At 40.0% G+C, this 24924-nt stretch carries 19 protein-coding genes and 1 pseudogene; 12 read left to right on the top strand and 8 right to left on the bottom strand.

Annotated elements, in window-relative coordinates; genetic code table 11:
* Positions 1–67 precede the first annotated feature (67 nt).
* Positions 68–979: an N-acetylmuramic acid 6-phosphate etherase gene (gene murQ, locus HH682_RS11660; RefSeq protein WP_214237718.1), complete on the bottom strand. Its 912-nt coding sequence runs from the start codon at positions 977–979 to the stop codon at positions 68–70.
* 92 nt (positions 980–1071) lie between these two features.
* Positions 1072–2376: a glutamate/aspartate:proton symporter GltP gene (gene gltP, locus HH682_RS11655; protein ID WP_214237717.1), complete on the bottom strand. Its 1305-nt coding sequence runs from the start codon at positions 2374–2376 to the stop codon at positions 1072–1074.
* A 492-nt stretch (positions 2377–2868) separates the two neighbouring features.
* On the opposite strand from gltP, the gene acs reads away from it, so the two are divergent.
* A complete protein-coding gene (gene acs, locus HH682_RS11650; RefSeq protein ID WP_214237716.1) occupies positions 2869–4824 on the top strand; it encodes an acetate--CoA ligase in 1956 nt (651 codons plus the stop codon).
* Positions 4825–4859: 35 nt separating this feature from the next.
* Here the strand turns inward: acs and HH682_RS11645 are convergent, their stop codons facing one another.
* The 4 genes from HH682_RS11645 to soxR form a co-directional block, all read right to left on the bottom strand.
* Positions 4860–5546: an LrgB family protein gene (locus tag HH682_RS11645; RefSeq protein ID WP_214237752.1), complete on the bottom strand. Its 687-nt coding sequence runs from the start codon at positions 5544–5546 to the stop codon at positions 4860–4862.
* A complete protein-coding gene (locus tag HH682_RS11640; protein ID WP_214237715.1) occupies positions 5539–5973 on the bottom strand; it encodes a CidA/LrgA family protein in 435 nt (144 codons plus the stop codon). Before HH682_RS11640 ends, HH682_RS11645 begins: the two co-directional genes overlap by 8 nt.
* 126 nt (positions 5974–6099) lie before the next feature.
* Positions 6100–7749, bottom strand: a complete 1650-nt coding sequence (locus HH682_RS11635) for a Na+/H+ antiporter (RefSeq protein ID WP_214237714.1) — start codon at positions 7747–7749, stop codon at positions 6100–6102.
* Between the two features lie 147 nt (positions 7750–7896).
* A complete protein-coding gene (soxR, locus tag HH682_RS11630; RefSeq protein WP_214237713.1) occupies positions 7897–8424 on the bottom strand; it encodes a redox-sensitive transcriptional activator SoxR in 528 nt (175 codons plus the stop codon).
* Positions 8425–8519: 95 nt separating this feature from the next.
* On the opposite strand from soxR, the gene soxS reads away from it, so the two are divergent.
* The gene (gene soxS / locus HH682_RS11625) at positions 8520–8885 is read left to right on the top strand and encodes a superoxide response transcriptional regulator SoxS (protein ID WP_214237712.1); all 366 of its coding nucleotides are present in this window, start codon (positions 8520–8522) and stop codon (positions 8883–8885) included.
* A 199-nt stretch (positions 8886–9084) separates the two neighbouring features.
* A complete protein-coding gene (locus tag HH682_RS11620) occupies positions 9085–9372 on the top strand; it encodes a YjcB family protein (protein ID WP_214237711.1) in 288 nt (95 codons plus the stop codon).
* A gap of 198 nt (positions 9373–9570) precedes the next feature.
* On the opposite strand, the gene HH682_RS11615 is transcribed toward HH682_RS11620, so the two are convergent.
* On the bottom strand, positions 9571–11946 hold the full coding sequence (locus tag HH682_RS11615; RefSeq protein ID WP_214237710.1) for a glucose/quinate/shikimate family membrane-bound PQQ-dependent dehydrogenase: 2376 nt from the start codon (positions 11944–11946) through the stop codon (positions 9571–9573).
* A gap of 569 nt (positions 11947–12515) precedes the next feature.
* Here HH682_RS11615 and HH682_RS11610 point away from each other — a divergent pair.
* Both HH682_RS11610 and HH682_RS11605 read left to right on the top strand, forming a co-directional pair.
* The gene (locus HH682_RS11610) at positions 12516–12749 is read left to right on the top strand and encodes a hypothetical protein (RefSeq protein ID WP_214237709.1); all 234 of its coding nucleotides are present in this window, start codon (positions 12516–12518) and stop codon (positions 12747–12749) included.
* Complete coding sequence (locus HH682_RS11605; RefSeq protein ID WP_214237708.1) at positions 12691–12960, top strand: hypothetical protein; 270 nt, start codon at positions 12691–12693, stop codon at positions 12958–12960. The genes HH682_RS11610 and HH682_RS11605 overlap by 59 nt, the downstream gene beginning before the upstream one ends.
* Positions 12961–12968: 8 nt before the next feature.
* Here HH682_RS11605 and HH682_RS16040 read toward each other — a convergent pair whose 3' ends face one another.
* Positions 12969–13394 (bottom strand): GFA family protein, encoded by a 426-nt coding sequence (locus tag HH682_RS16040; protein WP_214237707.1) that lies wholly within the window; start codon positions 13392–13394, stop codon positions 12969–12971.
* Positions 13395–14473: 1079 nt separating this feature from the next.
* Between HH682_RS16040 and HH682_RS11595 the strand changes: the two are divergent.
* The 7 genes and pseudogenes from HH682_RS11595 to HH682_RS11565 all read left to right on the top strand — a co-directional run.
* Positions 14474–15101, top strand: a pseudogene (locus tag HH682_RS11595) (hypothetical protein); the annotation flags it as partial.
* Positions 15102–15989: 888 nt separating this feature from the next.
* A complete protein-coding gene (locus tag HH682_RS11590; protein WP_214237706.1) occupies positions 15990–17132 on the top strand; it encodes a glycosyltransferase family 4 protein in 1143 nt (380 codons plus the stop codon).
* The gene (locus tag HH682_RS11585) at positions 17129–17932 is read left to right on the top strand and encodes an ABC transporter permease (RefSeq protein ID WP_214237705.1); all 804 of its coding nucleotides are present in this window, start codon (positions 17129–17131) and stop codon (positions 17930–17932) included. The genes HH682_RS11590 and HH682_RS11585 overlap by 4 nt, the downstream gene beginning before the upstream one ends.
* Entirely contained in the window at positions 17922–19322 is a 1401-nt protein-coding gene (locus tag HH682_RS11580) for an ABC transporter ATP-binding protein (RefSeq protein WP_214237704.1), read from the top strand. Before HH682_RS11585 ends, HH682_RS11580 begins: the two co-directional genes overlap by 11 nt.
* 4 nt (positions 19323–19326) lie before the next feature.
* Positions 19327–21189, top strand: a complete 1863-nt coding sequence (locus tag HH682_RS11575; protein WP_214237703.1) for a hypothetical protein — start codon at positions 19327–19329, stop codon at positions 21187–21189.
* A 166-nt stretch (positions 21190–21355) separates the two neighbouring features.
* On the top strand, positions 21356–22537 hold the full coding sequence (locus HH682_RS11570) for a rhamnosyltransferase WsaF family glycosyltransferase (RefSeq protein WP_214237702.1): 1182 nt from the start codon (positions 21356–21358) through the stop codon (positions 22535–22537).
* Between the two features lie 13 nt (positions 22538–22550).
* A complete protein-coding gene (locus tag HH682_RS11565; protein WP_214237701.1) occupies positions 22551–24569 on the top strand; it encodes a hypothetical protein in 2019 nt (672 codons plus the stop codon).
* The last annotated feature ends 355 nt before the right edge of the window (positions 24570–24924 follow it).

Below are 24924 nucleotides of genomic sequence, written 5' to 3'. Positions count from 1 at the left end.
GCGCTTATCATGTTGAGAAACGCTAAGAGTGTAATAGATTTTTCAAATGATAAATATAATCATTTCGTTATTTATTCTCAGACGAAGCTAAGGCTGAACGAATAAAACCTTTGTGCTGTGTTAACCGCCGCTTTGCTTCCTCAGCCGTTAAATTAGCCAAGATCATGAGTATTGCGGTTTTACACTGTCCATTACAGGCCGAGAGTGCCGCTTCGGCATCCTCCGCTTGGCAACCTGTGGCATCCATAACGATATTTTTCTGCCGTTGAATCAGCTTCTGATTGGTCGCTTCAACATCCACCATCAAATTCCCGAACACTTTGCCGCTGCGGATCATTGCTCCCGTCGTCAACATATTGAGGATCATCTTTTGCGCTGTCCCAGCCTTCAGGCGAGAAGAGCCTGTCACCACCTCTGGCCCCACTACAGCACTAAGCGCGATGTCGGCACAGTCCGCCATCGGACTCTGTGCATTACAACTGATTGCTATGGTGACCGCTCCGCACTGTTTGGCCCATGCCAATGCCCCCAATACATAAGGAGTGCGGCCACTAGCTGCGATACCGACCAAAATATCTTGCGCAGTGAAGTGAATATCTTGTAGGTCTTTAGCACCTTGCTCTTCGTTGTCTTCCGCATTTTCAACCGCTTGCAGAATCGCCCTATGCCCTCCGGCAATCAGCCCAATCACTTGCTCAGGAGAGGTACCAAAAGTTGGCGGGCATTCACTGGCATCTAAAATACCTAAGCGCCCTGACGTACCCGCGCCGCTGTAAATTAATCGTCCACCTTGTGTCAAGGTCGCCGTAATCGCCTCTACGGCCTGTGTGATTTCCGGTAAAATCGCTTCAACCGCTAGAGCGACTTTTTTATCTTCATCATTGATGACCTTCAGCATCTCTGCCGTCGATAACTGGTCGATATTTTCACTGGCGATATTGCGACCTTCGGTCACGAGACGGTGGAGGTTAATAGACATGATAAGGCCTTATTTTGGACAAAAAAAACGGGAGTGATGAACGGTACTGACCCGTATCATGCACTCCCGACTGATCATTGATCAATAGTCAGTTATTTGGCGCGTGATATTCCCAACATTTGTTGTTCATAAGCCCGTGCTTTATTCACGTCAAACTGTTTTTCCCAGCAAGAGATCACCAATACGGCTAAGGCATTACCGACCACATTTAATGCAGTACGTGCCATGTCCATAATACGGTCAACCCCAGCAATAAAGGCGAGTCCCTCTAGCGGAATCCCTACGCTACCCAGCGTTGCGAGCAGGACAACAAAGGAAACACCCGGTACCCCAGCAATACCTTTCGACGTGACCATCAAGGTGAGGACTAAAATGATCTGATGCGTCAGGGAGAGCTCTATACCGTACAGCTGAGCAATAAAGATCGCCGCAATACTTTGATAGAGCGTAGAACCATCTAAGTTAAAAGAATAACCGGTTGGTACGACAAAGCTAGTGATAGACTTTGGTGCACCATAAGCTTCCATCTTTTCCATGATACGTGGAAGAACGGTCTCTGAACTCGACGTGGAATAGGACAGGATTAGCTCATCTTTTAGGATGCGCATCAATGTCCAGATATTTAAACTGCATAGCTTCGCGACACCACCCAAAATAACGAACGCGAACAGCAAGATAGCGGCATACACTAAGCCGACTAACTTCGCTAGTGGGTAAAGTGAAGCAAAGCCAAAGTTAGCCACGGTCACGGTTAACAACGCGAAAACACCGACTGGCGCATAACGCATGATCATGTTGGTCACTTTAAACATGGTTTCTGAGATCGAGCGGAAAACAGAAACCAGAGGATCGCGGTGCTCGGCAGGTAGCGATGATAAGCCTAAACCAAATAATACAGAGAAGAAAATAATCGCCAACATGTCGCCATTCGCAAATGAAACAAAGATGTTTTGCGGAATGATCGACAGGATAGTGGTCACTAAGCTGTGTGACCCGCTCTGTACCTGTTGCGTTGTGGCTTCGTATTTTGAAATATCGGTAGTGGTTAACGCAGACATATCAATACCAGTTCCTGGATGGAACACATTGGCTAATGTCAGTCCGACCACAATCGCAATAGTGGTGATTACCTCAAAATAAATGATTGTTTTAAGGCCAATACGCCCTAATTTCTTCGCGTCACCGACACCGGCAATTCCGACAATCAATGAAGAGACAACAATCGGAATGACAATCATTTTTATCAAATGAATAAAGATGTCACCCGCAGGTTTTAAGATATTAACCACCAGCCAATCACGACTGTCTGGTGCATTATGGAGGATGCTTCCGGCAACAATTCCTAATATCAGTGCAATTAGGATTTGCCAAGCAAGAGTGATTTTGAAGCCTTTCATAGAATAGTGGTTTCCTCAGTCAAACTGCCTTTCACTCTTCAGTGACAAGAGAAGTACGCAGAAATAAAAATGCCAAATATAAAACGGCCAAGTCTTTGATGTTTGTGTGCTAAAACCGCTTCCTGCGATTTTGTGTGCTATGTATTACCATTTTCTCTCTGCCGAGCGCAAGCTTTCATAAACATCGGATAATTCTCTTTTGATAATCCATTATCGTATATAAACAGTAGTTTTTTATAACCCTATCTTCTAAAAGAATAAATTTCGCTCGAAAAAATGCGCACGTTTGTGAAAAAAATTTTCATAGACCTTGCCGACAACTAGGCAATCTTGGTTGATTTTGCCAGAATGGTCGAGGATACCGATAAAACAGACGACTCGGTAAATAACGATGCAATCCCGTGATCTCTGGCACATAACCCAAACAAATCACTGGTTTGGTCTTTTATCATGCATCTTTTCACATAAAATTAACAAAAAAGGAGACCTGTCATGAGCCAACCCATTACCCACCCCATTATGGATGCCATCGCTGCCAACACGCTGATTAACGAAGAGCAGTATGCCTCGCTCTATCAACAATCGGTGGAAGATCCCAACACATTCTGGCGGGAACAAGCACAGATCATTGATTGGATAACCCCTTTTACCACTGTTAAGAATACCCATTTTGATCCGGGTAATATTGATATCCGTTGGTTCGAAGATGGCAAACTTAACATAGCCGCTAACTGTTTGGACCGGCATCTGGCCGAACATGCTGATAAAAAGGCTATTATCTGGGAAAGTGATGACGGCACCGAAAGCCGAACCCTCACTTACCGCGAATTACACCAACAAGTCTGTCAGTTCGCGAATGTACTGACTTCATTGGGAATTAAGTCGCAGGATGTCGTCGCGCTCTATATGCCGATGGTTCCTGAAGCGGCAGTGGCGATGCTGGCCTGCGCACGAATTGGTGCTATCCATTCTGTGATTTTTGGCGGATTCTCACCGGATGCTGTAGCGGGTCGGATTATCGATAGCCAAGCGAAATTGGTGATTACCGCCGATCAGGGCTTACGTGCAGGTCGACCCATTCCGTTAAAGAAAAATGTCGATGATGCCTTGGCGAATCCTGCCGTCACCAGTGTAAAAAATGTCGTGGTATATTCCCGTACCGGCCAGGCACCGAATTGGCATGCACCGCGTGATTGTTGGTGGCATGAACTCATGGCCGATGCATCCGTTGAACACCAGCCCGTTGCGATGAATGCAGAAGATCCCTTATTCATTCTCTATACCTCCGGCTCCACTGGACAGCCTAAAGGTGTATTGCATACCACTGGCGGCTATTTAGTTTATGCTGCAACGACCTTTAAATATGTCTTCGATTATCAGCCAGACGATATCTATTGGTGTACTGCAGATGTTGGCTGGATCACTGGGCACAGCTACTTACTCTATGGCCCATTGGCGTGCGGCGCGACCACCTTAATGTTTGAGGGCGTTCCAAACTGGCCGACCGCCTCGCGTATGGCCGAAGTAGTCGACAAATATCAGGTGACTATCCTTTATACCGCGCCAACGGCTATCCGTGCCTTAATGGCAGAAGGCGATAAAGCAATTCAAGGCACCGATCGCAGCTCATTACGGGTACTTGGCTCGGTCGGTGAGCCGATCAATCCTGAAGCCTGGGAGTGGTTTTTCACTGAAATGGGCAATAGCCGTTGTCCAATTGTCGATACGTGGTGGCAAACCGAGACCGGTGGCTTTATGATCGCACCACTACCGGGTGCCACACCATTGAAACCAGGTTCCGCCACCCGCCCTTTCTTTGGGATTAAACCAGCCTTGGTGGATAATGAAGGGGTCATTCAAGAAGGCGTTTGCGAAGGCAATTTGGTTATCATTGACTCATGGCCTGGGCAAGCGCGTACCCTGTTTGGCGATCATCAACGCTTTGAACAGACCTACTTTTCCACCTTCCAACATTACTATTTCAGTGGTGATGGCGCACGTCGTGATGAAGACGGCTACTATTGGATCACAGGTCGGGTTGATGATGTCCTAAACGTCTCAGGCCACCGTTTAGGTACGGCAGAGATCGAATCCGCTTTAGTCTCACATCCTAAAATCGCCGAAGCGGCAGTGGTCGGTATTCCGCATTCAATCAAAGGTCAGGCTATTTACGCTTATGTCACGCTCAATAGTGGTGAAGAGCCAAGTAGTGAGTTGTACAAAGAGGTTCGCCAGTGGGTGCGTAAAGAAATTGGTCCTATCGCCACCCCTGACGTGCTGCACTGGGCGGAGATGCTACCCAAAACCCGCTCGGGTAAAATTATGCGTCGTATTTTAAGAAAAATTGCGGCAGGCGATACCACCAACTTCGGCGATACGTCGACATTGGCCGATCCGGGTGTTGTCGAGAAATTGTTAGAAGAAAAGCAGAGCATTAAGCAGCCTTAACACTCAAGGGTCACTGCCCTGCAGTGACCCGCTCTTTAAAAGAGCAAACGAATAAAAGGTGCTAAAAGCACGGTAATAATACCTGCCAGCATCATGACTAAACTTGAGACTACCCCTTCTTCTGGCCCTAATTGATAGGCTTTTGCGGTCCCAGCACCATGGGAAGCAGCGCCTAAACTGGCGCCTTTGGCAACACTCTGTTTAATCATTAAATGAAGAAAAAGAAAGTCACCCATCGCCATACCAAAGACCCCAGTAATTACCACAAACAGAGCGACTAAATCAGGTTGCCCTCCCACTTGTTTTGCTGCAGCGAGTGCAAAAGGGGTGGTAATAGATCGTACAGCTAAACTGCGCTCAACCATTTCGGGTAATGAGAAAAGGCGAGCCAGCCAGACGGAACTGAATACTGCGACAACCACCGCCGTTAACACTCCAGCCCCAAGTGACATCCAATGACGCCGAATCAAGCCAAGGTTTTCATATACCGGAATCGCAAAAGCCAATGTCGCGGGGCCAAGTAACCAGATTAACCAATGGTTATCGCCAATATAACTTTCCCAAGAGATATGTGTTGTCAGCAGTAGAACAATCAATACCAATGGCGTGAAGACTAAGGGCATCAACAGTAGTGAGCGCCAACGTCGATAAATCCGTTTATTGAGATAATAGACGACTACGGTCAACACCAAGCAGCAGAGGTTAACCATCATACTACTCATCATTCGCTCCTAACTTACGCTGTGCCCGTGCCATCTCATAACGAAATACCCGTTCGACCACAGAACCAGTAGCGGCCAATACCAATAGGGTACTCAACCCAATCACCACCACAATTTTCCACCCTTCACTGCGCAATAGTGGGCCATAATTGACCACCGCCACCACGGCTGGAATAAAGAAAAGTAACATCTCTGCTAATAGCCAGTTGCCGCCCGCACGAATCCACTTCACCGGTACGATACGTACTATAATGAGCAGCAGCAAAATACCTAAGCCGATAACATTTGCTGGAAGGGGGAGAGTGAAAATATTAACCAATAAGCCAGCTAATAGGTATAACCCGATATAGATGCAGAGCTGCAGCGGAATTTGCCACAGGGAATCGGTTACCAACTTCTGGCGTAAGGTGCGCCATAAAGTGGACATACGAATGCCTCGTTATTATCTCAATAAAGATTAAGTATATAGCGAGGCGAGTCGGCAGTGAAATGAATAAAAATTATCGATGAAGGCTGTGTCTAACTCCCCATCCCTGAAGGATAGGGAGTCAAGTTACTCTTCTTTTTCGATAAGCAGCGCTTCAAGAAGGTCTAAGTCACGAAGGAGCTTGCGCATTGATTCATCAGAAATCTGTTTAGTCGCTCGTAAGTGATAAACCTCTGCCCGTTCTGCACGAAGTGCATTAAGCCGCAAGCGCCTTTCCAGATTTTCCATAAACATTGCTTGTTCTACATCATCTTTATCGTCCAGCCGCCGACGTAACTGCCCAATGACACGGGAATTGACCTCTTTTAATAATTCAGGGTCAATATTTTCATTGGTATCTTTCGCGAGACGCTCTTCCATCTTATATAAGCTATCAATACCCGATTTAGCCATAATAGAACGGGCATTTCGTAGTTCTTTTCCCGTCTCACCTTTATCAATACCCGATACGCCTTTCAGCAGCACAGGTAAGGTCACTACTCCCGCCAATAACGAAAATAGGATCACCCCGGTTGCCAAAAAGACTAATTCGTAGCGCGCTGGAAAATTTTCCCCATTCGGTAGAAATAGAGGAATGGACAGGACACCAGCCAGTGTCACCGCCCCACGAACGCCAGCAAAAGTTGCCACCAACAGTTCGCGTAACGAATAGTTGCTAAACTCCATTGGACGTTTCTTAAGTAAGCGTTTACTAATACGTTGCATCAGCAGCAACCAGCCGAAACGCACCACAATTAGCGCTATATAGATCATCGCTACCGCTAATAATAGAATCCAAATATTAACGTTATTATCGACTTCCGCTTCGGTCAGGGTGGTTTGCAAAATACCTGGCAGCTGTAAACCGAGCATTAAAAAAACCATGCCGTTAAACACGAACTCTAGCATTTGCCATACGCTATTTGCCCGTAGACGCATCGCAAGCGGGGCTTGTCGAATAATACCAGAACGGCTTATGGTCATCCCCGCAGCCACCGCGGCCAAAATTCCAGACATGCCTAAGTGTTCTGCAATCAGGTATGAGGCAAACGGAAGTAACATCAGCAGTACGGTTTGCGTGGCGGGATCATCACCACTCCAGCGACTAAATAAGCGAAGTGATTTACCGTATAGCCAACAAATCACCACACCTGCCAACAAGCCCCCTAACGATACTTTTAAGAATTCGAGTGAGGCCCCCGACCAAGTGAATACCATCGAGCCCATCGCCACGGCAATAGCAAATTTCAGTGATACCAGACCCGACGCATCGTTCATCAAGGCTTCACCTTGAACTATCGACATGATTTTTTTCGGAATACGTCCCTCACCGACTATTCCTGAAAGCGCAACGGCATCCGTTGGTGAGAGCACCGCTGCCAAGGCAAAGGCTGGGATCAACGGTACGCCCGGTACTGTCCAGTGAATAAGATAACCAATCCCTACGACCGTAATCAGAACTAATACCAGCGCTAAGCCAATAATTTCTCGCCCATGATGCAGGAATTCACTAATCGGTGTTTTCCAACCATCTGAAAAAAGTAACGGCGGGATAAAGAGGACTAAGAACAGTTCAGGATCAAAATTGACGTGTAATCCAAAACTTGGCCACCCCAATAACGCACCGGCAATAATTTGCACAAGCGGTAAGGGGATTTGAAAGGGAATGATACGAGCTGCAACGCCGGAGAGTGATACCACCAGCGTCATAATCAGTATGGTGAAGAAAATTTCCATGCTTTCCTTGTAACCTTTCCAGAAGACAACAAAACCTATTGACTGCAACAGGCTCACTCATTTACATAAAGTACACTTTACACCCTCAACGTGGCGTAAAAAACGTGCTTAATAAGATGGATCTCATCGATTTATTATCATAATCGGTCACAACTTCCTTGAGCCTAGCAGGTCATCGGAAAAATCCCCTGTTAAAAGTTCCGAATCATTATCATTCGTCTCTTTTTCCAATAAGACCGCTCCTTTGCCTTGCTCAGCCAAGTGGTCGTCAGCGTTACGTAGCGGGCAATCACGCATGGATAGGCATCCGCAGCCGATACAACCGTTGAGATCGTCCCGTAATCGAATCAATGTTTCTATCCGTTTATCCAACTCATCACGCCACTGCGCGGTAAGTTGCTCCCACTCTTTCGCTGAAATACGCTTATCCGGCGGATAATTCGCCAAATGCTCGCTTAATGTCGCGAGCGGTAACCCAATGCGCTGTGCAATTTTTATAATCGCCACGCGTCGGAGCACATCACGACTGTAACGCCGTTGGTTTGCGGCATTACGACTGCTTGCGATCAGCCCTTTTGTCTCATAGAAATGTAGCGCAGAAACAGCGACACCACTTCGCTTCGCCACCTCTCCAGGGGAAAGTCTTGATTTTAATTGAGATCGTTCTTTTTTCATTTTTAAGCTTTACCTCAAGTTAACTTGAGGAATTATACTTTAAAAACTTGTTCGAGATCACATTATGTGATGACTAAACAGAGGAATGACGTCAGATGCAAAAAGAAATCATCATTTCACTCACTGAGTGGATCGATCAGAATCTCGGGAATAACCTTTCTATTGATGAAGTTGCCGCTAAGTCTGGATACTCCAAATGGCACTTACAGAGAATGTTCCGTGCAATGACGCGTCAAACACTCGGCGATTACATTCGTGACCGACGCTTAGCGAAAGCAGCAGAAGCGTTATGCGCCAGCCAACGCCCAGTCTTTGATATCGCGTTACAATATGGGTACGAATCACAGCAGACCTTCTCACGTGTTTTTCGCCGTAAGTTCGACCTCACCCCGACAGCATATCGCCATTCTCAACGCTGTCGTACTATGCCGACATTTAGCCATGTTGGGTCGTTATCGTAGTGTCCGTGCCGCTTATTTATTCCCTCTTGTGCTAAGGCTCGTTAACAATAGCGAGCCAAAAATGCTAATTATTTAACTTACTCTTCAAATTCTGCCCCCTCTTGTCTATAATGTGAACTAAATCACACTTTATGATACCTTCTCATTGTTCGTTTTATCAACAATGGGTTAACCCTTTGGTCAAAAATGAGGATTGAAGATGAGCGCTCTTGCAACAAGTTTGATCGTTATGCGTTGGGGTTTGCTAAGTGCAGGACTGATGTACATGGCAAGCATAATGAAGATTAAATGCCAACAAAATAGCCTTAAAGCGGCAAGTGCCGTATTCACAGGTCTGGGCCTTTGCACCTCATGCTGGTTTGTTACTGGGCTTCTTGGAATCGATTTCACTTTGCAAAATTGGCAATCTATGGCGAATATCGCAACCGATGCGTTCAACTATGCGTTGCAACAATCTCCCGATATCTTTATCCCAAATAATTTTTAATCTCTGCTGATGAGTACGGGAAGCAACACCTCATTCTTGTTTAGGTAACGCTTCCCCCCACTTTCCCTACCCTTCGTACGAATAAATCTATAACGCTCTTCTCTTGATCAACCCCATAAAAAAACCCCGAATAAATTGCTTTATCGGGGGTTTATTATGAATTGCAGACATCACCACCTGTAGGGTGATGCCGGCCGATTACTTCGCGTCAGGAAGTTTATACGCAATGATGTAATCACCCATGGTCGATCCGAATGAACCGTGACCACCAGCATTAATCACCACATATTGCTGACCATCCACTTCATAAGTCATCGGTGTTGCTTGTCCACCAGCCGGTAGACGTGCTTGCCATAACAATTTACCGTCATGCACGCTATAAGCACGGAGGTAGTTGTCTAGCGTCGCCGCGATGAAGAATACGTTCCCTGCTGTCGTGATAGGAGCACCTAACATTGGAGTACCGACTTTCAGCGGCAGAGGAATCGGCGAGCTATCACGAATGGTGCCGATACGTTTCTTCCAAATAATTTCATGGTTTTGCAGATTAACCGCAGAAACGAAGCCCCATGAAGGTTCCATACATGGAAGACCAAACGGTGACAGGAATGGATTCAGCTCTACACCAAACTTCGCGCCGTATTGGTGTTGAAGACCTGCTTCGCTACCTGACCCTTTAGCGCCTTTCTCATCAGGTTCCATTGGGTTGTTAGGACCACGAGGAATTAGTTTAGAGACAAACGGTAGTTGCATTGGGTTAGTGATAGCAAACTGTTTATCCGTATTAACAGAAATACCACCCCACTCAAACATGCCTAAGTTACCTGGGAAAACCAAGGTGCCTTGAACTGAAGGAGGTGTAAATGGACCTTCGTAACGCAGGCGATGGAACATGATACGACAGATCATCTGGTCGAACATGGTCGCGCCCCACATTTTCTTATCTGTCAGGTGCGCGGTTGGGCGATAGCTGAATTCAGAATAAGGTTGGGTCGGCGACAGGTGATCACCTTCTGCTGCACCTTGTGGTACTGGATGTTCATTTGCAGGAACAACAGGTTTACCTGTGACGCGGTTTAGAACAAAAATATCACCTGTTTTCGCTGGCGCGTAGATCACCGGTACAGTATTACCTTGCTGATCTTTGATATCAGCTAAGGTTGGTTGTGCCGGAACATCCATATCCCACAGGTCGTGGTGTACCGTTTGGTAGAACCAAGCCAGTTTACCGGTTGAAGCATGCAGCGCGAGAATACCGGTCGCAAACTTCTCTTGATCCGGAGTACGGTTACCGCCCCAAATATCTGGCGTACTGACCCCCATCGGGATATAAACGATATCTAATTTCGCGTCATAAGCTGAAGGTGCCCATGAATTCGGTGAGTTAGGCGTGTAGCTTTCACCGTCTGCAGGAATAGCATTAGGATCTTTAGCGCCTGGATCGAAGGCCCAAAGCAGTTGCCCAGTATTCACATCAAATCCACGAATAACCCCTGAAGGTTCTTTCGTCGATAAGTTATCGGTTACCGCACCGGCAATAATAATCACTTTATCGGTGATGATTGGCGGAGAAGTTGGCTCATAGCCACCCGGGAAGGCATGAGGCTGTTTGTGTTGTAAATCGATTTCGCCGTTATTCGCGAAGTCTTTACAGACTTGACCGTTTTCTGCGTCAACCGCAAACAAACGACCATCGTTTACAGGTAATAAAATACGGCGTGAACATGCAGCAGGTTGGCTACCGTTGGTAGGCGTAGCGGACACTTCGTGGTAGGAAACACCACGACAAGTCATGTGCTGGAAAGTAGAGTCGTATTTGATTTTTGGATCAAAACGCCACTTTTCTTTACCGGTTGCGGCATCCAGTGCGATAAGAATCTGGTGCGCAGTACAGGTATAAAGCATATTACCGACTTTAATCGGGGTAGATTCGTTGGTGATCTCACCTGGATCATCAGCACGCTTAAGGTCACCTGTACGGAATGTCCAAGCAACTTGTAAGTCTTTGACGTTATGCTCATTAATTTGCGTTAATGGCGAGTAACGAACGCCATCTTGCGTCCGTGCGTACGCTGGCCAGTCCTGAGCAGCAACACTTGGCGCTGCAGGCGCTTCGTTATTGATGTTTAGGGTACCGTCAATTTCTTGCGGGTCTTTCACCAAGAAGCTTGAACCGACCATCAGCAGGTTTAGGATGACCCCTACTGCCACCGCAGTACGTGGTGTATTACCGGCGTTAGGGCGTGAGATTTGACGGTAGACAGGCGGTAACAGCATCCAGATACCGAACAATGTCCAGATACCAAGACGTGGTGCTAATGCCCAGAAGTCTATGCCACATTCAACATAGGACCAGATTGCCGTCGCGATCAAGATCAACGCATAAACGAAAAATGCACCGCCTTTGCGTTTGGCAAGAAACACGGTAAAAAGCGCCATGACGAGACCGGAGATTAAGTAGTAGCTACTTCCACCGATTGCTAACAAATATCCACCACCAATGACTAACCATAAGCAGCAGAAGAGAGAGAATAATAACGTAATGAGACGTAAGCCTCTGCGTTCCCTAGACATCGAAATCTACCTTAAATAAAACAGCTATTTTAAAATGTAAAAATCGGAGCAATAAGACCGCCCTAAAGCAGGAAATTTATATTTTTAATTACTCACGTCGGATGAAGCTTGCCGCACCAATCTCCGATTTTCCACATTCGCCTGTGATGAAAAATTCGCCAATATGTAACTAGTTTTTACGAGTATTCCATAACGATGGTTAGTATGGCTTATTAATAAAAAATTTCTATACAAAATATGACTAATAGCACAGTTCATTGACAATTTTTATGAAGCTATCACTATAATTTTAACATTTATTATACAAATGAGGAGAAATAATGTGAAAAAAATACTTTTTATAGCGCTAGGTTCTAAAAGGCTAACATTGATTATCACAAGCTTGTTGCTGTCCGGCTGTTAGTCTCATACGATCTCGTTGATGCACGGCGCAATGACCATGCCAGGACGAAAAAAAACGTTCAAGCGTTGACCGATTACGCAGACAAAAAAGTTAAGCGCTACTTGAGGATTACCCACGATCGTTGCCGTGGCAACTTGCTAAGGTCAAGCATTGATATTGTCACGCCATGCACGCAAACTCGGCAGCACTATCCGGTTACTATGTTAGTGCACAGCGGTGGCTGGTAACGGGAAATAAAGAGAGCATGTTGGCATACGCCAAGCTCCTCGCCGAACGCGGAGTCGGTGTGGTGAATGTCGAATACAGCACTGTCCCCACCCAGCCTGCGAAGGCTTTATGCTATGTCGGCGACACCTTGGTTGACCACCCACTATCTTCCTGTTTGGAGCAGCGCAAGTGATAATGATTTGCTGACCCAGGGACAATCACGCCCCTTTATTGAACCCTTAGGAACACTCAATATTCCGGTTGAAGCGCATATCTATCCTAAGCAATGGCTTGAGCCACTCACCCATGATTTTGAGTTCACTATGCAGTGCCGCGCGAGCCAGCAGGTGTTCGATAACTCGGTCTACTTATTAGCCGCCACTCAGGAAAATAGTGAATACTAACTAACTTACTATGTTAACTGGAGCATACTGAGAAGTTGCTCCAGTGATTGGGCTGGCTCGCGATAAGTTTGAATTTCAGAGCAACGAGATGATGAAGCCGAGGATTGCAGACAGAAATCAGCAACACACTGGTAATGCTCTAACCCTTCCAGTAACCCCAGGGGCACCCAAAAGTAGGGAACCGATGCTAATGGATTAGGCACCGTACTGCCACAATGCTGACAAAAATCATTGCGATAACCCGAATCCTTTCTCCAGGAGTGAATACTCGCTTCGCCTGAAGACCAGGTAAAATGCTGACTATGCACTAAAGTGGCATAATTCGATTCGATACCTGTTTGACGGCGACATAAAGAGCAATGGCAACGATAGAAAGTAGTTGGGCTATAGGATAAGGTAAATTTAATGGATGTGCATAAACAGGAGCCTTGCACGGGGGCCTCGTCGTGAAGTGTAGGTGGGATGCACAACCAATATACATACACTATGTGAAATTATTCAACGATTACTCCTACCAACTGTGAATTTATCGGTAGCGAGTACTAACATACATATTCTATCGGGTTTAGCGACATTACGACTAAAAGTATAAATGCTAAGGAATGAACACGGCTTCTCCACGTACCTCATTATGGGTATCTCTGTAATTTTATTGTGGAGCACCATCGTAGGACTTATACGACAAGCTACGTTTTACTTTGGCCCTGTATGTGGACCAATGCAGTTCTACCTGGCACAAGCATATTTGTTAGTACTCACTACCGGATTACCTTTACTAAGTTTTATGATGGTGCTTAGAGATAGAGCATTGATAGTAATAATAAGCTGTTTTACTTACAGATAATTCCATAAAACGAAATTATGCATGACACGAGTTTTTTTAATGCCAAGAGCCAATCGATAAACTATTACCCTATACCACATCATCAAGTAGGCAACATTTCTCGCCAATAAATGATTGTGAGACACATTGACAAGTTAATGAACAACATTGAACTTTTGCTGTTACCCCCACGTCGCTGAAATTTGTTTCAGCTGTCTAACACACCTGCGAGAAATTATTTTTCATTATGACCGAGCGTCACAACTTACCTTTAACTAGCCTCGCAGTGACCAGTCTGCACCGATATCAGAGGTGAGATTGATATCCACTTTACCCTCATAAAAGACTGGGTGAGCCAGATAGTTATAATTAGTAGCCGTTTTGTTCTCTAGGTAGATCACGAATACGCAGGGGTAGGTACAGCTCTTAGCAAGACTAAATCTGCTAATAGCAACTAGGGATGAGCGTTCCTGCATGAATTGACACTCAGTTATTTCATTAATTTGTTAATTTGTTAATTTGTTAATTTATTAATTTATAGAGTCAGTAACTCTGTACGCTAAATAGTCGATCACTTTGGAGGAAATCAGTCCAAATTGAGTGATCTGGCCAATCGTAAACCAATCCTATCAACAACCGCACTTAGCGAAGGCGATAATAGCACCAATATCCCGTGACAAACGGCGCCAGATGCAGAAAACTATTCGTAAAACACGAGACAAAGTCCTGCACGTGGAGTGAGTGCCATGTTAATGCTGCCCGGGATGACCATGTCAGTGACGTTGCCAAGATCCTCTACTGTCCCCGTTCACCTGTGGGTGACTGGATTAACAAGTTTACCTTATCGAGTAGTAAAGGTCTAAAATCCTGGCCCGCTGGCCGTATAAGCATCTCTGCATAGTGCATTAGTGACCCGCACAGAGATAAAAAGATGGCAGTAATCCGCAAAACACTAGACGAATACAAAGCATTCGGTCTTTTATGAGGGGGAACTGGATATCCACCTTAATCCCAAAATCGGTACAGACTGGCAACTACGCAGACAGTAAAGACGATCACGCTCACTATGTACAACGACATTATCCACAGAAGCCGTGAAGCTCAGTGCTGGCTGGAAGTAAACCCGAAGCTCAACGTAATTTATCAGTTGGTTTACTCGCCGTGGGTAAACCACATTGAGCGATTGAGGCAGGCGCTGCACAACATGATAACCGGTGAGCACCAGTGCCGCTCAATGCAGCAGTTACTGAGAAAAGTTCATCATTTTATGGAACCTATCAGCACATTCCCTGTAGGAAAACATGGTCTGGCAAAATGTAGCGGTGTTGAGCGCAGCTATTTAGTCATGTGCAATTACATCCACCACACCGGGATAGATTTTATTGACCACCCGTGTTAGGTTAAAGTTTTTTATCAATAATGAGACAAATTATCCCAACGCTTCATTTAGTAGAAAATGATCATATTCAACATCCAGTGGTTATAAATTAGATTTTAATTGACTGTTTTGAAAGAAATTTAGTCAAAAAACGATGTTCAATGACGAAAATTGTCCTCAGAAGCGTTAAGGGGCAAAGCTTACCGGTACTTTTATATTTAACTATTAACATACATAAACTTTAAGAAAAACGTACAAAAAAAATTTCTAAAGCTATATAATCCAACGCAATACGCTAAGTCAATATAAAAAACACATAAAATACAATGGTTTAGCCAAGTAAGATAATCTGAGTAATTACGCAATTTGATAGCGATAGTCAAGGGCGGTAGCATTAATGCTACTGCAAAATTATTAAAAATAAATATATTTTACTTAAGAACTCAGCTCAAAAAACAACCTAATAATATAAGAGCATACTGAAATATCTATATTAAGAATTCACCTATTTAACTTATGAATTGGCTACATTAAAAATCAGTCCGTTCTTTTTATGGTTCAGGGGATACAATTTATTTCTATTTACAATTATTCATTATCCCATTTGTAGACAAAAGGGCACTATTTTCAGACTATTGGTACATTAAAATTAATAACTAAATAAAGACATAAATATTTTAGATTTTTAAATTTAAAAAGGTTAAAATAAAGCCTTTATTAACATTAGATGCCATGCAGTTATAAAACAATGAATTAATGAAAAAGGTTAAAATTCATTACAAAACCTATGACAAGAGACTCACCAAATTAAAATAACACTGAGATTTCATGAAGATATCATATTTTGTCAATGCCTCATGGTACTTTGAATTACATTGGCTAGAAAGGGCTGAAGCTGCAATAAATAATGGACATAAAGTCTACCTTATTAGTACCTTTCCAAACAAAAACATAAGAAAAAATATAGAGTCAAAGGGTATTTGTTGCTTAGACATCAAATTAGAAAGATTTAGTAGCAACCCAATAAAGAACTTAACGACTCTATATCAGTTAGTCAAAATAAATAGAAAAATAAAATCAGACTTATTTCATCTTATAACCATAAAACCAATAATTCTAGGTGGGATCTACGCAAGGCTATTAAAAACACCTTTTGTAGTGAGCTTCGTTGGGTTAGGACGGATTTTCCAAAAACATGAAAGCATTTTAAATAGATTAAAATTTAAAATAGTCACAAACATATATAAAATAATTTTTTCAGGTCGAAATCACAAAATAATTTTTGAGCATGAAAACGATTTTCATTTACTCGATAGCTATGTAAAATTGAAAAAAGAAAACATCTACATAATAGAGGGTGCTGGGGTTAATATTGATGAATATGTATACACAAAAGAATGTTTAGAAAACACTTTCTCAGTATTGTTTGCAGGTCGGCTATTATGGTCGAAAGGACTTGGTGACTTAGTAAAGGCTGTTGATATACTACATAAAAAAAATATTAATATAGTTTTAAAAGTAGCAGGAATATCAGATCTAGAAGATCCAGATGCAATAAGTTTAAACCAAATACATGAATGGGAAAAACAAGGAAATATAGTTTGGTTAGGAAAAGTCGAAGATATGTATTCTCTATTAAAACATTCAAACTTAGTTGCGTTACCTACTAAATATGCTGAAGGTGTTCCAAGAATTATAATAGAAGCTTGCTCGGTTGGGAGAGCATGCATTGTAAGCGACTCAGGGGGTTGTAAAAGTATAATTAATGATGGGTACAATGGTTATCTAATAAATAATGCCACCCCAGAGGAAATTGCAGATAAAATAATTTTCCTAAAAGATAATCCCGACATAAGAGAAAGATTTGGCTCAACTTCATCTAAAATAGTTAAAGATAGATTTAATAGAGATATCGTGATTAAGAAAACTTTATCTGTATACAATCAATTTTCGAATCAGGAATTAAAATGATTTTAAATATACTTAGACTTCTCAATGATAAAAAAGATTTAATCTGGCAAATGACTGTAAGAGATATAATGGGAAGATATAAGGGATCTTTTTTAGGTTTAACATGGTCGTTATTTAATCCTATATTGATGCTTACAGTTTATACTTTTGTTTTTTCAGTTATTTTCAAATCCAGATGGGCAGGAGAACAGAATACTGGTCATGCCGATTTTGCTATCATATTATTTACTGGTTTAATAATATTCAATATATTTTCTGAAGCGATAAATAAATCAACAACCTTAATAACTTCTAATGCTAATTTCGTTAAAAAAGTAGTGTTCCCTATTGAAATATTGCCGATAGTTAGTCTTCTATCTTCTTTATTTCATGCTGGTATAAGCCTAATCGTGCTACTACTAACCATCTTATTTTTTAAACATCAGATTCACGTGACCACGATATTTCTTCCAATTATATTAATACCACTAGTGTTATCTATTACTGGTATAAGTTGGATTTTGGCTTCGCTCGGGGTATACATAAGAGATATTCCTCAGACAATAAGCATTGCCGTGACGATTCTTATGTTTCTATCTCCAGTTTTTTATCCGATCTCTGCATTACCTCTATCTTTCCAAAAAGTTGTTTTACTGAATCCAATAGCTTTTCTTATAGAGGAGACTAGAAAAATTATTTGCTTTGGTATGAGTCCTAATTGGCAAATGTTAACTATTGACTCAGTAATCAGTTTATTAATATTTTTAATAGGTTTTTCTTTTTTTCAAAAGACTAAAAAAGGTTTTGCAGATGTCATCTAACGATATAGCAATAAATGTAAAAAATGTAAAAAAATGCTATAACATTTACCACTCACCTAGAGATAGACTAAAACAATTCGTACTTCCTAAATTTCAATACTTAGTCGGAAAAGAATCTAAAAATTATTACGATGAATTCTGGGCCCTTGATGACATTAGTTTTTCGGTTAAAAAGGGAGAATCAGCGGGAATTATCGGACGTAATGGTTCAGGTAAAAGCACACTTTTACAGTTGATTACAGGAACGCTTACACCAACAAGTGGTGAGATATACACACATGGCCGTATAGCGGCTCTATTAGAGCTTGGATCAGGTTTCAATCCAGAATTTACGGGTATAGAAAATATTTACTTGAATGGTGCTGTTTTAGGTCTTTCGAGACAAGAAATAGATAATAAATTTGATGCAATAGCTGGCTTTGCTGATATAGGGTCACACCTCAAGCAACCCGTAAAAACGTATTCTAGTGGAATGATGGTAAGACTAGCGTTTGCTGTGCAAGTACAATTAGAACCAGAAATTTTAATTGTAGACGAAGCATTAGCGGTCGGAGATGCTTTATTTCAGAAACGCTGTTTCCAGCAAATCGAAAAACTGACAAGTGATGGTGTAACACTCTTATTTGTTTCTCATGATCAAGAGTCAGTCCGAACGCTTACCAATAAATCAATCCTGCTTGATCGGGGAAAACAACTTAACGTTGGATTGTCGTCAGAAATATTATTAGAGTACCGACGACTGCTACATAAAGAAGAAAGCGAGTATTTTTCAAAATTAGCCCAAGATTTAGCTTCAAAAAAAGAAATCGACAATATAGCCACAAATAAAGAAGAGCCATCAGTTATTCCAGACATTTCAAATAATGAAAAAAATGATAATAAAAATCAGTCAAGAACGGATAAATTATCCTTCGGTGAAGGGGATGCTGAGATTGAGAGTGTCAAAATATTAAATAGCAATGGTGAATTTAGTAATGCATTCAACCCAGGCGATAAGATAAAAATTAGAATACACTGCCATATTAAGAGAAATATATCTAAACTAAATGTAGGTATTAGGATACGTAATAAAGAGGGTGTTAAAATATATTCTTGGGGAACTCTTAACCAAGATATGGCAATACGATATAACAATTCAGATTGCACCCAATTTTGGAAAAGAAAATTTAGCGCAGGTGAGCGTTTTTTTGTAGACCTTGATTTCATATGTAATTTAGGTACAAACTTATATGAAGTTCAAGCTGCTGTATCATTAGAAGAGACACCAAATTATTTATCTCAAAGAATTTTACATTGGCAAGATGAGGCCGCTTTTTTTCATGTTAATGTTGTCAGGGATGAGTATTTCTTTGGTGGTGTTATTGATCTAAAAATGAATGCTTCATGGTGAAGAAATGTCTAGTTTATTCGATTATAAGTATCCTGGCCAATATTTATTAATAAATTGCGAAGATGAAATTTATAATGACTTGTTAAACACTGGCTATATTGTGTATCGATTTAATTCATTAGAGGAGATCGATTACAATGAAAGTATAGATAGTATTGATTATTTTTATGTTAGATTTTCTATTGAAAATTCAGACTTCACTAATCTTTATAAAATTATTTGCAATTTAAACATAAAACTTTTTAAAATTTCAATAGACTGTGTTGATAATAATCACTTGGAATTTATTAATTTTTTAGAAAAAAATAACTATCGAAATATTAATAAGGAGATAATCAAAGAGGGAGAAAATCGAGTAAATATTGAATTAATTAATAATTATTTATTTGAATATAATGTTACTCTAGATGAGAAAGTACACTACTTTAGTGAAACACTAGATAAAGTAACTAGCTATATCTGCCCTGGTGATGAAATATTAATATTAGATGACGGAAATGAAAATATTAGAAATTACTTATCATATAAAATAAATTCTAATAATTTAAACTTCCTACATTCAGCTGATATATCAACGAACATTAAAAATAATAACTATAATTTTATTCTATTTATTGATAATGATATTGAATTAAACTCAATAACCCTCGATTTTATATCTAAGTCACTTGTACCCTCAGGAAGATGTGTTTTACTTAAGCAAGAAACCAGCGTATTAAAAATTTTAAAATCAATAAACTTAGATATTGAAAGTTATTCTACTAATGACAATGAAACGCTTTCAATAGTCGATTATACAGGGTCAATAATAAACTCTTATTCTGATATATTAATTTTAATGAAAAACCCTTTGATATTTAAGGGTTTCGAATACAATGAATCAATATACGGTTATAGCTCCCCCCCTGATAATCTTTTGGCATTTCCTAGAGATTATATTAATCCGTGGATTGTTAGATCGTTAGTGGAATTTCCATTCAGAAATAAATCTAGATTCAATTTGAAAAATTATTGTTTACAAATATTGGAAACTTATCCGCCTCTAAGTCCAGATTATGGATCTGCATTAGCGGTCTTAGGCTATCAATATTTAAACAATTATAATCCAGATGAATTTATTATCTATAAAATTACTGACTACTGTTGTGATATTTATAAAGACAGCCATCTTAGCCCCCATCAAATTAGATGGTACATATCTTTGTGCACTTTGTTAGGACAAATTTATAGAAAAAAAAGTGATTTTATAAAATCAATGTATTGGTTCAGTAAGGCCTATAGAAGTTCTACTAAAGAATTTAGCCCAACAATTAGCACAAAGATTTTACAAAGCTACTATATGAATGTAACTATGTTACTTTCCTTGGGAAAAATATCTTGTGCAACTATTCTTCTAAATACATCAATAAACAGAATAAATACTTTCTTCAATGTACATGAAAACGAGTTATTGGGACAAAAATCGTTTCCGCTGAATTTTGTGATGTATATTTATCATGACATTATAGATTGGGTTATAAAACTAATTAATATAAAAAGATCTTTATCTATTGGTAGGTTAGAGTTATTTAGTTTGGTTAATAACAACACATGGTCAGCACTTTTAGCCGAAAGAATGCAAGCAATCAATTCGCAAACTATACTGATTGACGAACGAGATATTACAATTAAAGATCAGGCTAAAATCATTGATGAAAGAGATATCGCTATTAAAGCTCAAACTCTTATGATTGACGAGAGAGATTTAACTATCAGAGATCAAACCCAGTTGATCGATGAAAAAGATAATACAATAGCTAATCAAGAAAAACTTATCCAGAATCTGGAGAATATAGTTAGAGAATATACTGATTCTAATAAAAACTAGTTTTAAACCTTTGCTTAAAATACACACCGGCACTAAAAGTACATCATATTAAGACTATAATATTATATATAAACTATACGCTAAGATAATCCCTCTAAGTATTGAGTAAGTTATTATTTTCAAGCTTCAACTAATCACATCTACAGCAATCAATTATGGTAATTAAATGGCAAATATTTCATGGTTTATTCCTCAGCTGATCGAAGGTTCCGGTGGGCACAGGACTATGCTCCAACATGCAGAGTTTCTAGAATCGAAAGGTCATAATTGTATAATCTATTTAGAAGATAAATCGGGTAAGACCGAGGGATGTGATTTAATTTTCAATCTTTTTCGTATACGTTTGAAAAATGTTTTTTACGGTTGGGATAAATTTCAGCCTTGTGATGTGGCTGTGGCAACTATTTGGTATTCTGCACCTTTTGTAGCGTCATTACCATTCGACTGTAAGCGCTTGTATTTTGTTCAGGATTATGAGGCATATTTTAATCCTGTTGGTGACTCCTATTTGATGGCAGAAAATTCTTATAGTTATGGGTTAATACCAATAACTATAGGCAGGTGGCTAAGATATAAGCTTAAAAATGATTTTTCTATAAATGCTTTCCATTTTGAATTTGGTGTTAATAATAAAATTTATAAAAGAATTAATACTATCCCTAAACAGAAAGCAATCTGCTTTATCTATCAGCCTGATAAACCAAGAAGATGCTCAAGAATAGGTATTGAAGCCCTTGGAATTGTAAAACATAGCATGCCGGATGTTAAAATTTACCTATATGGATCAACGATTAAAGAAAACCTTTGGTTTGAGCATGAAAACCTAGGGTTGCTTCCTTTAGATTCATGTAACGAATTATATAATAAATGTGCTGTTGGATTATGTATAAGTTCATCTAACCCATCAAGGGTCCCATTCGAGATGATGCAGTCAGGGCTTCCTGTCGTTGAAATCTGGCGAGAAAATAATCTTTATGATTTCGATCATGACGCAATGCTTTTATGTAAGCAAACTCCCGAAAGTATAGCAGAAGGATTAATGAAAATACTTAATGATGATTCATTAGCCAAGCATATGGGGGAGTCTGGCGAAAAATTTATGGTGGGCAGAACATTGGAAAATGAAAATGAAGGGTTCTATGATGCCTTCCTTTCCGCTATAAATAATACGGATTCTGTAACTACTGATTTAGTTCGCTCCTATAAAAGACCCCCTTTTGAGACGAAAAACATTCGCCCAGATATAGCGAACACACTCTATAATCAAAATAATAATCTGATGAAAAGAATTTATTCGAAACTACCTCTCTCTATTAAAAATAAAATTAGATCATTTATCAAATCATAAAAGAAAATAAATTATGAAAAAATTTAAACTAAAAACTGTGGATGTTTGGGACACTATACTTAGACGAAAGTGCCACCCTGATTTTATCAAAAGATCAACCGCATATTATTTTTATCTTAAATATCATCACCTTCATAATAATTATGATGTCACCGCCCTTTTTAAAAGTAGAGTTGACTGTGAGTTAGCGATTGCTAAATTATCACGTGATGAGGGTTTTGATGATGAATATCATATAAAAGATGTTTTTTTTCAATGGATTAAAAATAACATATCTAAAAGTGTCAATATAGAGGATATTGTTGAAGACTTATATTCATGGGAAATAAATAAAGAAAAGTCACTAACATACATAGACCCATATATAATAGATTTTTTAAACGAAAACTCATCGGATGAAACTTTATTTTTATCTGACTTTTATATTTCATCTCCCTCTATTATTGATATAATAAAAAACTCCGATGTTAATTTCCCAATTAACAAAGGTATAACATCTGCCGACATTAGACTAAACAAAAGAAGTGGAAAGCTATTCGATTTCTTAAGAAATGAGCATAATATTCAGAGTGATGAATGGCTACATATCGGAGATAATGCTTGGTCCGATGTCAAAATACCTACTGAACTAGGAATCACCTCTAAGTTGTATTGCCCTGATAGTGAAAATAACCTTAGAGTTGAAAGAGAATCATTATGGGGTAATGACCTTAAACTCATTAGTACTCTAACTAATGACTTAACCAAAAATCAAAAAAGTAATGATATCGATGAATCTACATTAACGGGTATGAAAACGACCCCATTTATCGTTGGTTTTTGTACAAAGATATTAGAGGAGGCATTAAGGAATAATTGCAAAAAAATATTTTTCTTTACTAGAGAGGGTGAATTTTTTATCAAAGCTTTCGAAAAATTTATTTCTGAAATCGAAAGTCAAATGAATGATTTAAAATTACCCGAATTTGAAATATTAGAAGTGAGTAGGATATCAACGTTTTCTCCATCATTAAGTGAAATAAGTATTGATGAGATGATGAGAGTCTGGTCTTTATACAGTACCCAATCTATTTCTGCATTATTTAAGACTTTAGATATCGACATAACGATCGTACATTCTTTTATTGACAAATACAATCTAAAAGATAATGAAGTCATTCAATACCCATGGTTGGATGCTAGAGTTGTAAGTTTATTTTCAGATTCCGAATTTAAAGCTATTGTATGGAATATTATTAGTGAGAAAAAGAAGCTAATAATTGAATATTTCAACCAAAAAGGAATAACTAACAATTCTAAAGATAGTTTTTGTTTCGTTGATGTTGGTTGGAGAGGGACTATCCATGATAATATAGCTTTGTTATTCCCTAACACAAAATTTATTGGTGTTTATCTAGGCCTACAAAAATTTCTAAACAAACAACCAGAAAATACTGCTAAATTTTCCTTCGGTCCTGATCTGAACATAAAAGAGGAGTATTCTCACTATCTAGACTCTGTCGCGCCTATTGAAATGATAACTAACTCACCCACAGGCAGTGTCACTGGGTATGTTCGTGAAGGAGAGAAAATTGTTGCTCAACGGAATATTGATTTAGAAGAAAATAAGACCTGGTATAATTTTACCAATAAATTCCAAGAGGGTTTGCTCTCCTGTATAAATCATTTTACTAAATCAGTATTAAATTATGGATTAACAAGCGATAAGCTACGAGATTATTCATTGAATATCTGGGGGGTGTTACTAGATGGTAGTAATACATCATTAATCAATGCTTTTAACAACCTAAATCACAATGAAGTTTTCGGTGTTGGTAGCTTCCTGAAAAAAGATTCAGTGCCTAGTACCATGGATATTTTTCTTTCATTTTTTAACAGAAATAAGAGATTAACACTCATTGATTTCATAAAGCAAAATCAGTGGGGGGCAAGTCTAGACTCTAAAAAAGACATCACTTGGTTAAACAAAAAAATTCTGGTAGTTGCGGCAAAATTTGCTCATTATTATAAGAGAAATTTTTATAGGCGTTAAGTCTATCTTTCGCCGAGGCAATTTGCACTTACAATACCCTCTAAATTGTCGTAGCTTAGGTTGATTGCATTTATCGGTAGAGGTGCAGCTTTTACCCAAAAAGTTGCACCTCTTATTGATATAAAAACCAATGAGTATATTTTGCTCACCAAAATAAATATTTAGCACTAGCCTTTCCTAGGCTAGATTCATATTTATCTGTAAAGCTAAGATCGTCTAATAAAATTTAACAACAGAAATCCGATTAGAATAGCTCCTGCATCATGCATGCATTTCCCGGTAATGACTCCAATTAGTAGAACATATATTTTTCAATGAAGGCCCCGATGACTTTTTCATGTAGCTCTATTGTGCG

The sequence above is a fragment of the Rosenbergiella gaditana genome (assembly GCF_018494065.1).
Lineage (GTDB): Bacteria > Pseudomonadota > Gammaproteobacteria > Enterobacterales > Enterobacteriaceae > Rosenbergiella > Rosenbergiella gaditana.
This window is presented reverse-complemented; position numbering and strand designations above follow the sequence as displayed.

Bases quoted from the DNA above. Each gene is read 5' to 3' on its own strand.
- murQ (WP_214237718.1), bottom strand. From the start codon at position 979: ATGTCTATTAACCTCCACCGTCTCGTGACCGAAGGTCGCAATATCGCC.
- gltP (WP_214237717.1), bottom strand. From the start codon at position 2,376: ATGAAAGGCTTCAAAATCACTCTTGCTTGGCAAATCCTAATTGCACTG.
- acs (WP_214237716.1), top strand. From the start codon at position 2,869: ATGAGCCAACCCATTACCCACCCCATTATGGATGCCATCGCTGCCAAC.
- HH682_RS11645 (WP_214237752.1), bottom strand. From the start codon at position 5,546: ATGAGTAGTATGATGGTTAACCTCTGCTGCTTGGTGTTGACCGTAGTC.
- HH682_RS11640 (WP_214237715.1), bottom strand. From the start codon at position 5,973: ATGTCCACTTTATGGCGCACCTTACGCCAGAAGTTGGTAACCGATTCC.
- HH682_RS11635 (WP_214237714.1), bottom strand. From the start codon at position 7,749: ATGGAAATTTTCTTCACCATACTGATTATGACGCTGGTGGTATCACTC.
- soxR (WP_214237713.1), bottom strand. From the start codon at position 8,424: ATGAAAAAAGAACGATCTCAATTAAAATCAAGACTTTCCCCTGGAGAG.
- soxS (WP_214237712.1), top strand. From the start codon at position 8,520: ATGCAAAAAGAAATCATCATTTCACTCACTGAGTGGATCGATCAGAAT.
- HH682_RS11620 (WP_214237711.1), top strand. From the start codon at position 9,085: ATGAGCGCTCTTGCAACAAGTTTGATCGTTATGCGTTGGGGTTTGCTA.
- HH682_RS11615 (WP_214237710.1), bottom strand. From the start codon at position 11,946: ATGTCTAGGGAACGCAGAGGCTTACGTCTCATTACGTTATTATTCTCT.
- HH682_RS11610 (WP_214237709.1), top strand. From the start codon at position 12,516: ATGCACGCAAACTCGGCAGCACTATCCGGTTACTATGTTAGTGCACAG.
- HH682_RS11605 (WP_214237708.1), top strand. From the start codon at position 12,691: ATGTCGGCGACACCTTGGTTGACCACCCACTATCTTCCTGTTTGGAGC.
- HH682_RS11590 (WP_214237706.1), top strand. From the start codon at position 15,990: ATGAAGATATCATATTTTGTCAATGCCTCATGGTACTTTGAATTACAT.
- HH682_RS11585 (WP_214237705.1), top strand. From the start codon at position 17,129: ATGATTTTAAATATACTTAGACTTCTCAATGATAAAAAAGATTTAATC.
- HH682_RS11580 (WP_214237704.1), top strand. From the start codon at position 17,922: ATGTCATCTAACGATATAGCAATAAATGTAAAAAATGTAAAAAAATGC.
- HH682_RS11575 (WP_214237703.1), top strand. From the start codon at position 19,327: ATGTCTAGTTTATTCGATTATAAGTATCCTGGCCAATATTTATTAATA.
- HH682_RS11570 (WP_214237702.1), top strand. From the start codon at position 21,356: ATGGCAAATATTTCATGGTTTATTCCTCAGCTGATCGAAGGTTCCGGT.
- HH682_RS11565 (WP_214237701.1), top strand. From the start codon at position 22,551: ATGAAAAAATTTAAACTAAAAACTGTGGATGTTTGGGACACTATACTT.